This window comes from Rhodopirellula sp. JB055 (assembly GCF_043100905.1).
Lineage (GTDB): Bacteria > Planctomycetota > Planctomycetia > Pirellulales > Pirellulaceae > Rhodopirellula.
Genome location: NZ_JBICHO010000129.1, coordinates 1 through 11,286, shown reverse-complemented (window position 1 = coordinate 11,286; position 11,286 = coordinate 1). Strand labels below are relative to the sequence as shown.

Below are 11,286 nucleotides of genomic sequence, written 5' to 3'. Positions count from 1 at the left end.
GGTTCGGCCATGGGATGACGGATCCGAAAGCGTCGAGAACGCACAAAAGCGTGCCGTCGTTGCGTTTGAATTGTTCACCAAGCTGCAGGCTCCTTACTACGCATGGCACGATCGCGATGTGGCCCCTGAAGGAGCCAATTTGCGAGAAACCCACGCGAATCTCGACGCGGTTGCTGACGTTCTGGAAGAACAGCAAAAGGCGACCGGAGTGAAATTGCTGTGGGGCACCGCCAACATGTTCAGCAACCCACGCTTCATGCACGGGGCCGCAACGAGTTGCAACGCGGACGTGTTCGCTTACGCGGGCGCTCAAGTCAAAAAGGCTTTGGAAGTCACCAAGCGTCTCGGCGGCGAAAACTATGTGTTCTGGGGCGGCCGCGAAGGCTATCAGAACCTCTACAACACCGACATGAAACGAGAACTGGATCACTTGGCGAAGTTTTTCCACATGGCAGTCGACTACGCCAAGTCAATCGGATTCGACGGCCAATTCTTGATCGAGCCCAAACCGAAAGAGCCCACCAAGCACCAGTACGACAGCGACGCGGCCGCCTGCATGAACTTCTTGCGGGCCTACGATTTGGATTCGCACTTCAAGCTCAACATCGAAACCAACCACGCGACGTTGGCGGGTCACACGATGATGCACGAACTCGACTACGCGGGCATGCAAGGTGGACTGGGCAGCATCGATGCCAACACGGGTGACTTGCTATTGGGTTGGGACACCGACCAATTCCCAACCGATTACTACCTGACCACCCAAACCATGCTGATGATCATGAAGCACGGCGGGATCGGCAGCGGTGGTGTGAACTTCGATGCCAAGGTGCGTCGTGAATCGTTCGAGCCCATCGATTTGTTCCACGCTCACATCGGCGGAATGGACGCGTTCGCGAAAGGTCTGAAGATCGCCGCGGCGATTCGTGCCAGCGGCGAATTGGCTGACTTCGTGAAGAACCGCTACTCGACCTGGGATTCCGGAATCGGTGCCAAGATCGAAGCCGGTGAAGTCGGCTTCGCTGAATTGGAAGCTTACATGCTCGAAAAGGGCGACGTCGACGCCAACCAAAGCGGTCGCCAAGAGTACCTCGAGCACATGATCAACAAGTACATCGATCGCGTTTGATCGATGTTCCGTAGGAAGGCAACGCCCCCAGCCTCCCCACCGCGGAGCGGTGACATCCGTCAGCCTCGGTTTTCAACCCGAGGTTCGGTTCAGTCTTCAACGACGTTTCAAGGCACGTAGGATGGGCACTCTTGCCCGTCCGAACCGGCCAAGGCCCCCATCACAACCCGAAGCGTCAGCGAGGGACTCCCCTAAGCACGTGAGCGGGAGTCATTGGGCTTGATCACGTAGCGGTGTCTCTCCAAGACGCTGTCATTTGCGAGTCTCAGAGAGACTCGCCTACGTGAGTTTTTACCCGATCATTCCTGCCGAGGGGCTTAGCTGGTACGACGGCCCCATCCGGGACGAAACCCAGCCGCTAGCCACCATTCTCTCGCGTCGCTCCTCGAGCAATGTAGAATCCGAGTCGCGGGTTGAATTCGTTTTCATATTTCCGCGTTCGCAAACTGCCGGAATTGAAATCGATGCCCCATCAACCATCCATCGCTGCGGCAGCCATCTTGGTTGTCCTGACCACGACCATGGCAACGTCCTCACTCGCCCAAGTTTCATTGGCCGAGGAATCCGTCACGACCAGTTGGCGATCGAGCGAAACGGGAACGAACGTCAGCCTGCGTGGGTTGTCCGCGGTCGACGATGATGTCATCTGGGCCAGCGGAGCGCAGGCGACCGTGATTCGCTCGCTCGATGGTGGCGAAACCTGGGAACAGTGTGGCCCGGATGGCTACGACGACTTGGAGTTCCGCTGCGTTTGTGCGTTCAGTGCCAACGTCGCTTGCATCGCCAGTGCAGGAACCCCTGCCGTGTTGTTGCGAACCGAAGATGGTGGCGCGACTTGGAAGGAAACCTTTCGCGCGGAATCCGAAACGGCGTTCTTCGATGCGATGCAGTTTTGGGATACCGAACGCGGCTTGGCGGTGAGCGATCCGGTCGTTGGTCGGTTGCTTGTGGTGGAAACCAACGACGGTGGCAAATCATGGCGAAAGGTAACCAACGGGATCCCGCTTGCTCGTCCTGGTGAAGCAGCCTTCGCGGCCAGCAACTCATCGTTGTTGCTCGGTCCAGACGGCCAGGTTTGGTTTGGAACCGGTGGTGCCGAATCAGAAACCAGCCGGCTGTACACTCGCTCGAGTTGGGATCAACCTTGGGTTGCTGTCCCGGTTCCGATGCCAAGCTCACAAGCCTCCGGAATTTTCGCCATCTGCCATGGGCCCCCCACCGCCGAAATCACGACCGTGAAACCGTTGTTCTGCGTGGGCGGTGACTACCGAGCCACGGAAACATCCGAGGTCACAGCCTGCATCAGCCTGGACGCCGGAACCACTTGGCAACGCGTCACAAGTCAGCCGGCTTCCTTTCGCAGCGATGTCATGACGATCCCCGAAGGCAGCCCGCTCGCCCGAACTTTGATCTCGGTCGGACCGTCAGGGACCGATCTTTCCAACGAGGGAATGAACTGGACTCCCTTCTCAGACATTGGATTTCACTGTTTGTCAGCCGGCAAAACCAAAGTTTTCGCATGCGGCTCCGACGGCCGGTTCGCTCGACTGGAGTAGTCTGCCACACGAGCCTCCAGCGTCTCGCCGCGAAGGCCCCACAAATTTGGGGGCTGGATTATGCTGGGGGGCATGAACCGTCCTGATACTTCCGCCGCTGCTTCCGTTCCCTCGGGTGAATCCGATGCGCGGACGCTTTCGTCCCAGCACGTGGTGGATCAAATCGCGAAAGAATCTCGGGACGAGGCGGATTTCCTGCACCGCCTGGCGGCGCACTTGGGCGAGGCGTTTTCGGCCGCGGTCGTGGCGGTTCAAGACGCTTCGTTCCCGCAACCTCGTATGCTGGTCCGCGAAGAATCCATTGCCGCGGGACTGGACCGTTCCAGGTTGCGAGAACAGATCGACGCGGTGTCTCCTGCCGTGGCATCGTTTGCGATCGGTTTGAAAACTGACGCCAACGATCGAACTGCAATTTCGCCTGCCATCACCGCGATCGGGGTCGAGCTCTTGCCCGCGCCTCAATCGGCAAAAGTTCTGGTCATCCAAGCGACGGAATTGCCCGCTGGCGAAGTGTTGACGGCGATGAAGTCGCTCGGTGATTTCGCCGTCGCGGCTCGCCAGACGATGGGAACCACAGAAGACACCGACGGTCGGTTCATTCAGACTTCACAAACCTTGTCGGTTCCCAGCACAGATTCGCGATCGTTGGCCAGCGCGTTCGATTCGTCTCAAGGCATCCGCGCCGCCTTGAGGGCGTTCCATTCGGACTTGGATCCCGCCGCAACTGCTTACAGAATCGCATCGGAGCTTCCACGTTTGCTGCCGTGCGAACGTGCTGTCGTGCTGCTTGCGAAGAACGCGTCTGCCCGCCGACCCAATTTCAAGGTCGCTGCGATCAGCGGTTCGTCCGTGATCGATCGACGTTCGCCGCTGGTTCGCTCGATGAATCAATTGGCAAGTGTCGTGTCGGTTTTGAAACGGCCGTTGATCCTACCTCCTTCGGCCAGCGCCGACGTGACGGATCCGGCTGCGTTGTCACCACAATTGGTGCCGCCGCTGGAAACGTACTTGGACGAATCCGGTGTGTTGTCGGTGGCAATGATCCCATTGTTTGAATCCGTCGAAGACACGATGTCGGCCGCCGGAGTCGCCTCGTCCAATGAGCCGCACGAGGACGCTCGCGAAAAACGACGCCGCGAATCGATGCCGATCGCGATGCTGATGCTCGAAACCTTCTCGGGTGAACCGGCAACGTCGATCACTCCCGCCATGGTCGAAGTCGCTGAAGAATCCTCCACCGCGATCAGCAATGCAAACCGCTACGCCAGCGTCTTCGCACTGCCGGTCCGACGTCCTGCTGCGGCCGCGACTCGCCGGGCAACCCGGCACTGGATCCTGGCAATCTGTCTGCTGATTCTCTCTGGTTTGCTGGCCGGCTGGTTCATCCATGTCGACCATCACGTCGTCGCAACCGGGGTGGCACGGCCCGCGATTCGGCAAGCCATCTTTGCGGGGATCGATGGCATCGTCGATGAACTGAACGTCAAGGATGGCGACTTGGTCAAGCAAGGTGACGTATTGATCCGGCTCGACAACGCCGAGTTGACTCGCGAAGCCGAAGCATTGTCTGGCCAACTCACAACCGCGACTCAAAAGCTGAGTTCGATTCGAGCGATGTTGCTCGCCGACAATGCCGACGCTCGTGATTCCGCCCAGAGCATTCTCGAACAACAAACGCTCGAAAACCAAATCGAATCGCTTGACAAACGGTTGGCCATCAACCGCGAGATGAAAGCGATGCTGTTGATCAAAGCCCCCTTTGATGGGCAAGTCGTTGGGTGGAGATTGAACGAACGATTGAACGATCGGCCTGTGTCTCGGGGAGATCGCTTGTTCGCCTTGGTGCAACACGATGGACCCTGGGACCTAGAACTGAAGCTGGATGAAACGCGAGCAGGCGAAGTCATCGACCGACACACGGCGGGGCAAACGCTATCCGTTCAATTCGCCATTGAGACTCGGCCGACGGAGACCTTCGAAGCCAACGTGACGACGATCGGCGGAGTCGCTCGCAAGCGTGCCGATGGTCGGAACGTGGTGGACATCATCGCGAAGATCGATGACATCCCAGAAGGCGGTTTTCGCGGGGATGCAGAAGTCACGGCAAAGATCGTTTGCGGGCGTCGCCGATATCTGGCCAGTGCGTTGGACGACGTGGTCGCTTGGTTCCATCGCAACGTTCTGTTTCGGTTTCGAACATGAACGCGAGTGTCACTTCATCGACTCAGCGTCCTTTGGGCGTGCATCACAAAGTCGGATTGAAAGCCGTCCGCGTTTCGCATCGTCATTCCGGCTGGGTGGTCGTTCACGATGCCATCGCGGGAAAGTATCACCGGCTTCGCGAAGACGAATACTTCTTGCTCACGTTGTTGGACGGGCGATGCAACCTCGATGAACTGCGAGACCACTACCAGGAACGCTATCCCAATCGCCGAGTACGATCGAACCAGATCAATGCGTTGCTGTTTCGTTTTCATGAGAGCGGGCTGACGACCAGCCACGCTGCCATGCAAGGCGCCCCGCTGCTCGAGCGGGCTGACAACGATCGCCGCCAGAAACGTTGGGCGATGGCGTCGCAGTGGTTGTTCATGCGGTTCCCTGGAATTGATCCGGCGCCGGTCATGCGAGTGCTGATGCCCGTCGTGAGTCCTCTGTTAACTCCGTTTGGTGTGGTCGCCCTTTCCGCGTTGGTGGTTTCCGCCGCTGTGATGATGTTGGTTCACCGCCAGCGATACATCGCGGAACTGCCCGCGTCGCACGAATGGTTGACGATGCAAAACGCCATGATCCTTGCGGGCGTGATCGCGGCGACCAAGATTGCTCATGAACTCGGCCACGCCGTGGTGTCTGAGCGGTTTGGAGCGAAGTGTCGATCGATCGGTCCAATGCTTCTAGTGTTCACCCCGGCGTTGTACTGCGACACCAGCGGATCGTGGATGATCCCCAGTCGCCTTCACCGGGCAGCGGTCGCGATGGCGGGGATCGCCACAGAAGTCGTGATCGCATCCATCGCAGGCTGGGTGTGGTTGCGAACTCCGGCGGGCCTCACGCACACGATTGCATCGCACGTGATGGTCGTGTGTGGAATCAGCACCGTTTTCTTCAACGCCAATCCACTGCTGCGATATGACGGTTACTACTTGCTGTCCGACCTGACCGACATGCCCAACCTGGCACAAAGAGCCCAACGGAGATGGGGAAGTTTTCTGGCGTCGATCATTCTGGGCGTGAAGACATCCTATACCAACGAATCCGACGACCGATCGCTTTGGTTGCTGGTTTATGCCATTGCCTCGATGGCATACCGTTGGATTTTGATGGCCACGATCATTGGGTTCATCTGGATCTCGCTTCGCCCCTACGGGTTGGAAATCATTGGTCAGTTGCTGGCTCTGTTTGCCGTGACAACGATGCTTTGGTCAGCGATGAATCCGCTGCATCGTTTTTGGAAAAATCCCATGAACCGCCGAAAGATGCGTCCCCGCCGAGCGTTGGCCTGGTGCGTTTTGCTGACCGCGATTGGCTATGCGGGAACCATCCCGTTGCCTCGCCAGGTTGTTTCCAGCGTTCGTTTTTTGCCCAAGCAAGAAACCCGCGTTCACCTGACAACGCCTGGTATTTTGCGTGAACTCCATGTTGAACCTGGTCAAACGGTTTCTCGCGGCGATGTCTTGGCAGAACTTTCCAATCCTGAGATTGAACTCGAGGTGCTGGACGCCGAAAGTGATGTCGCCGAACAATCCATGCGACTGGAAGGGCTTCGGGCGTCGCAAACATTGGTCCCCGAAGCCAGTTCGCAATTGCCCGCCGCAGAAGCCCTGCTCGATGAAATGCGAACGCGATTGGCGTCCGCGAAACGCCGACGTGATTCACTCACCATCACCGCTCCTTGCGATGGGATCGTGATGGTCGCGCAGAGCAACCCGCAATCAGCGACCGAGTCATCACTGGACGCCGACGCCAATCCATTGGATGTCGGTCCCGAATTCAATCCGGCGGTCGATCGCACGGCGGTGCGTTTGGCATCTTGGTCAGGCTACCCGACCTCCCGAGAAAACAATGGCTGTTTGTTGGAAGCCGGAACCGAATTGCTGAGCATTGTCTCGGAGGACAACGCGTCCACAGATCATTCCGTCCAAGCAACCGAATCGAAGACCGTCCCGTCGATTTCGTGGCGAGCCGAAGCGGTCATCCGTTCCATCCAGCGACAACGGATCCAAGTCGGCGACCAGGCGTGGATGATCCGTGACTCCACCCCCACCCAAATTTTTCGCGGCCGCGTCGTTCGGATTTCGGAAGAAACCTTCGACCCGCGAATGGACTCGCCGAGACGAGATCACCGTCGAGCGGACAAGGTGAGCCGCGTGCCGGAAACCAGTTACGTCGTGCGGATTGCAATGCAAGATCGCGACACCGCCCCCCCAAACTGCGTCACTGGAGCGACCGGCCGGGTCAAATTCGCGGTTTCACCCGCCTCCTTCTGGCAGAGAATTCATGAACTTTTTTCCAGTTCGTTTCGTTTTCGTTGATGCGTGCATCTTCCTGTCATTGCTGGACTTTCGTTGTCTAAATGATACAATGAATCGCCCACCTTTTTGATGACGACATTTGGGGACAGGCATCGGTAGAATGCCCCGCGACGTCATCACCCACCTGCACCGAACGATCGTTCTTCTAGGAGAAACCTCTTGAATATTCGTCCCTTGATTGCCAGCACCGCTGCGGCATGTGCTTTGACCGCGTCGATGGCCATGGCTGAAACCGGAACGTTGAAAATGCGTTTTGTTTTGGACACGGACAGCGCCCCCAAATTGGATCTCATCGATCCCAACAAGGACGTCGATTTCTGTGGCAAACACGACATTCCCAACGAACGTTTGATCGTTGATCCAGCCAGCAAGGGCATCCAGAATGTTCTGGTCTATGTGTACACCGGTCGCGGTGGCACGAAACTGGACGATGTTCCGGCCAAAAACGAGACTCACGAACTGGCCAACGACGAATGCCGTTTCCAGCCTCACTACGTGATCGCCCAGACCGGCGACACGCTGAAGATCACCAACCCGGACCCGATCGGACACAACGCGAATTTGAACTTCTTTGCCAACAAGGCAGAGAACCTGATGATTCCCGCTGGTGCACAAAAAGAAGTCGCTCTCGAAAAACCTGAGCCCGCTGCCATCCCAGTGGAATGCAACATTCACCCTTGGATGAAAGCTTACGTCGTCGTTCTGGAGCACCCCTACGCCGCCGTCAGCGGTGAAGACGGAACATTGACCATCGAAGGCATCCCGACTGGCGAAGTCATGTTCCGCGTCTCGCACGAAGCCGGCAAAATTGACGAAGTCAAAATCGGTGGTTCAGAAGAATCATGGCGCCGCAGCCGCTTCGAGCTGGACATCAAACCCGGCATGAACGACCTGGGCGACGTCCTGGTCCCAGCCGACGCATTGTCCGCCGACTGATCGACATTCAGATCGATCGTCCCATGCATTCGCTCGGCGTCGTTTTCAAAAACGACGCCGAGTTTTTTATGCGCCAATCACGAGTCGCGGAGCGACGACATCCGGGAACAACTGTCGTCACTCCGCGTTTTGCCTGTCTCGGGGAGACGCCCATCCGACCTCGGGTTGAAACCCGAGGCTGGCAACTGTCACCGCACCGCGGTTCAATCACGCAACGCTTTCGTCCCCAACATTCCCATCGAAAAGCGACCAGTCACGTTTCAATCAGGTTCCGCGTCGGTTGCCGTACCAACGAATTTGCATGCGATCGCAGTAGCGATAGCCACGTGACTCGGCCAGTGGTTCCAACCAAGGACGGGCTGCGTCGAGTTGTTCGACGGAGATTCCTTGCGGCATCAACCAGACCGAGTCCGGCGGAACAGCCAACTGCCCGACGACTTCATCGATCTCGGCCATTTCTTCGGGCGAATCGACCACGAACTTCACTTGGATTGCTTTCGCAGACCGGATCAATTGCTTCATCGTGTCGATCGGCAGTCGACGTTCGGCGTGCAATTTTGCCCATCTCGGATGCTCCTTTGCATCTGGCGTGCTGGCCCGAAGCTTGGGGCTCAGCGACAACAAATCGCAACGCACGCCTGGATCAACCGTGCCCGCCGTTTCGATGGTGACATGCTTGCCGGCCGCTCGAAGTCGATCCGTCAGCCCGACAATTCCTTTGGCGATCAGCGGCTCGCCGCCCGTCAGCACAACGTGGTTTACCCCCGATTCAGCGACCAATTTCAACAGCGACTCGATCGATTGAGACGAACCTTCCGGTTTCCACGACGCATAGGGCGTGTCACAGAACCAGCACCGCAGATTGCATCCGCTGGTCCGAATGAAAACGCTGTTCGTGCCGGTCAATTGGCCTTCACCCTGCCGGCTGACGAAAGTTTCTGAGATCAGCAGCGACGACGCGACCGCGCGCGGCTCCCCGGGGGTTTCCGCCAAAACCTCAGCGGGTAAAACATCAACTGATTGTTCGACCGATTTCAAACGACACCGCGTTTTTAGAAGTGAACCAAACCACGTGAGCGACACAGCCTCTTTTCGAGACACTCTCGAAGTTTTTGAAAACCCTGCCCCGACGCGAAATTTCACGATCGAGCACCATTGCCCGGAATTCACGTCGGTTTGCCCCAAAACGGGACAACCCGATTACGGAACGATCGTCTTCACGTACGTTCCCGATCGCGTTTGCGTGGAGCTCAAAAGCTTGAAAATGTACTTGCAGAAATTCCGCAACGAAGGAATTTTCTACGAGCAAGTCACCAACCGAATTCTGGACGACTTTGTCGCTGTCGTCCAGCCTCGCAAAGTCACGGTGGAAAGCAAGTGGACGCCTCGCGGTGGTCTGAACAGCAATATCATCGTGAACTATCCCGACGAAGCCTGATCCGGCTCCTGACGCGACACTGCCCCCGTCTATCCCCCCAAACCCCGCCTGCGATATGTCCTCTGTCATCCTGTCTGGTTTCGCTGACGAATCCGCTTTCTCGAAAAAGGCCAACGAACAGTTCGCCGCACTCGCTGCGATCGGATTGCAGCACTACTCGATCCGCTTCGTCGACGTCGGAAACGGCATCAAAAACGTGATGATGCTGGAACCTTCCGAAATTGAAACGCTCCAGGAGCTGCACAAAGAGTACGGCATGTCGGTCAGCAGCATTGGCTCGCCGATCGGCAAGGTGAAACTGCTGGATGTCGAAGACGGCACATCCAATAAATTCATCCCGTTTGAAAAATACCTGGCCGAAGACGTCCAAATCGCTTGCGATCGCGCCGAGGCATTCAACTGCAAGTTGCTTCGCGGTTTCTCGTTTTACCACCCCAAAGGAACCGCCCCGGAAGATCACATCGATCAGGTTTCCGATCAACTCGGACAAATCGCCGAAGCGTGTGACAAACGAGGCCTGACATTTGGGTTGGAAGTCGAAGCCAACTTGGTTGGACAAACCGGTGACTTGTTGGCCGCGATCGCTGGGAAGGTGAACAACCCGGCACTGGTCACGATCTTTGACGGAGCCAACATGGTGATGCAAGGTTTGACCTCCGATCAGGTCTATGCCCAGTACGAAGCGATGAAGCCATCACTCGGTTGGTTGCACATCAAGGACTACAAGGACCCATCACTGAACGGCCGCGTCGAACATGTTGACGAAGAATCCGCCAGCCACTTTGTGCCGGCTGACCAAGGCGACAGCGCTCACGAACGAATCTTCGAAGACCTGAAGACTTTCCTGCCAACACTGGCTGATCGCATGTCCCGCCGCGGCGTCGAAGGCATCTACTTGGACCTCGAACCGCACGTTCGCGGCGGAGGCCAATTCGGCGGCTTCAGCGGTCCCGATGGATTTGGCATCGCCGCTCGCGGGTTGTGCCGCGTGCTCGACAAAGTCGGCATCGACTATCACTTGCGAACGTTCGAAGATCTGGAAGCCGCCAAGGCTCAGGGCTGAACCACGACCGGCAACATCGTCTTCGTCGCCCCAGGAGCCACCTCCCAATCCACGCAGGACGGGCACTTTTGCCCGTCTTTTCACTGCGTGCCAATCCTAAACGTCGGCCAAGAATGGCCGACCAATCGTCAAGCGTGTTGACCAGCCGGTTGTCAGATCGCCGGCCTAGGATTCCAGACGCAAGATCGTCGTGCCCAGTGGTGGCAGCGTGACGTCGATGCTGTCCGGCCGAGCGTGGTGCCCGATTCCAGTCGATTGGCATCCGGGATAGTTGCCCAGATTCGATCCGCCGTACGCTTCGCTATCGCTATTGAAGATCTCTTTCCAAAATCCCTTGGCGGGCACACCAACGCGATAGTTCGGACGAGGAACCGGCGTGAAGTTGTTGCAGACCAAAATCGGTGCGTCACCTTCGTTGCCTTTCCGCAGGTAAACCAGCACGCTGTCTTCCGCGTTTTGGGCGTCCACCCATTCGAAGCCATCTCCGGTGAAGTCGTGATAGTGCAGAGCCGGATTCTCAATCACAATCTTGTTCAGATCCGACACCAACTGCTGGACGCCTCGATGCGTGTCGAAATCCAACAATTCCCATTGCGGGCCATCGTCTTCATTCCACTCGGTCCACTGTGCGATCT

The 11,286-nt window shown here is 57.4% G+C and carries 9 protein-coding genes; 7 read left to right on the top strand and 2 right to left on the bottom strand.

Annotation, left to right across the window (positions count from 1 at the left end):
- The 5 genes from xylA to ACF8AM_RS05350 form a co-directional block, all read left to right on the top strand.
- On the top strand, positions 1-1,129 hold a 1,129-nt coding region (xylA, locus tag ACF8AM_RS05370), incomplete at its 5' end, for a xylose isomerase (RefSeq protein WP_392554641.1).
- Positions 1,130-1,650: 521 nt separating this feature from the next.
- Entirely contained in the window at positions 1,651-2,685 is a 1,035-nt protein-coding gene (locus ACF8AM_RS05365) for a WD40/YVTN/BNR-like repeat-containing protein (protein ID WP_392554642.1), read from the top strand.
- A 72-nt stretch (positions 2,686-2,757) separates the two neighbouring features.
- Positions 2,758-4,887, top strand: a complete 2,130-nt coding sequence (locus ACF8AM_RS05360) for an efflux RND transporter periplasmic adaptor subunit (RefSeq protein ID WP_392554640.1) — start codon at positions 2,758-2,760, stop codon at positions 4,885-4,887.
- Positions 4,884-7,214, top strand: coding sequence for a biotin/lipoyl-binding protein (locus ACF8AM_RS05355; RefSeq protein ID WP_392554639.1), 2,331 nt, complete (start codon positions 4,884-4,886; stop codon positions 7,212-7,214). Before ACF8AM_RS05360 ends, ACF8AM_RS05355 begins: the two co-directional genes overlap by 4 nt.
- Before the next feature lie 159 nt (positions 7,215-7,373).
- Positions 7,374-8,150 carry a methylamine utilization protein gene (locus tag ACF8AM_RS05350; protein ID WP_392554638.1) on the top strand — a complete coding sequence of 259 codons (777 nt, stop codon included), beginning with the start codon at positions 7,374-7,376 and terminating at the stop codon, positions 8,148-8,150.
- A gap of 264 nt (positions 8,151-8,414) precedes the next feature.
- On the opposite strand, the gene ACF8AM_RS05345 is transcribed toward ACF8AM_RS05350, so the two are convergent.
- Positions 8,415-9,233 carry a 7-carboxy-7-deazaguanine synthase QueE gene (locus ACF8AM_RS05345; protein ID WP_392554637.1) on the bottom strand — a complete coding sequence of 273 codons (819 nt, stop codon included), beginning with the start codon at positions 9,231-9,233 and terminating at the stop codon, positions 8,415-8,417.
- Here ACF8AM_RS05345 and queF point away from each other — a divergent pair.
- Together queF and ACF8AM_RS05335 are read left to right on the top strand one after the other, a co-directional pair.
- Positions 9,223-9,588, top strand: a complete 366-nt coding sequence (gene queF, locus ACF8AM_RS05340) for a preQ(1) synthase (protein ID WP_392554636.1) — start codon at positions 9,223-9,225, stop codon at positions 9,586-9,588. The two genes, ACF8AM_RS05345 and queF, sit on opposite strands and share 11 nt — an antisense overlap.
- A 55-nt stretch (positions 9,589-9,643) precedes the next feature.
- Positions 9,644-10,651, top strand: a complete 1,008-nt coding sequence (locus ACF8AM_RS05335; protein ID WP_392554635.1) for a sugar phosphate isomerase/epimerase family protein — start codon at positions 9,644-9,646, stop codon at positions 10,649-10,651.
- A gap of 165 nt (positions 10,652-10,816) precedes the next feature.
- On the opposite strand, the gene ACF8AM_RS05330 is transcribed toward ACF8AM_RS05335, so the two are convergent.
- On the bottom strand, positions 10,817-11,286 hold a 470-nt coding region (locus ACF8AM_RS05330), incomplete at its 5' end, for an alpha amylase C-terminal domain-containing protein (RefSeq protein WP_392554634.1).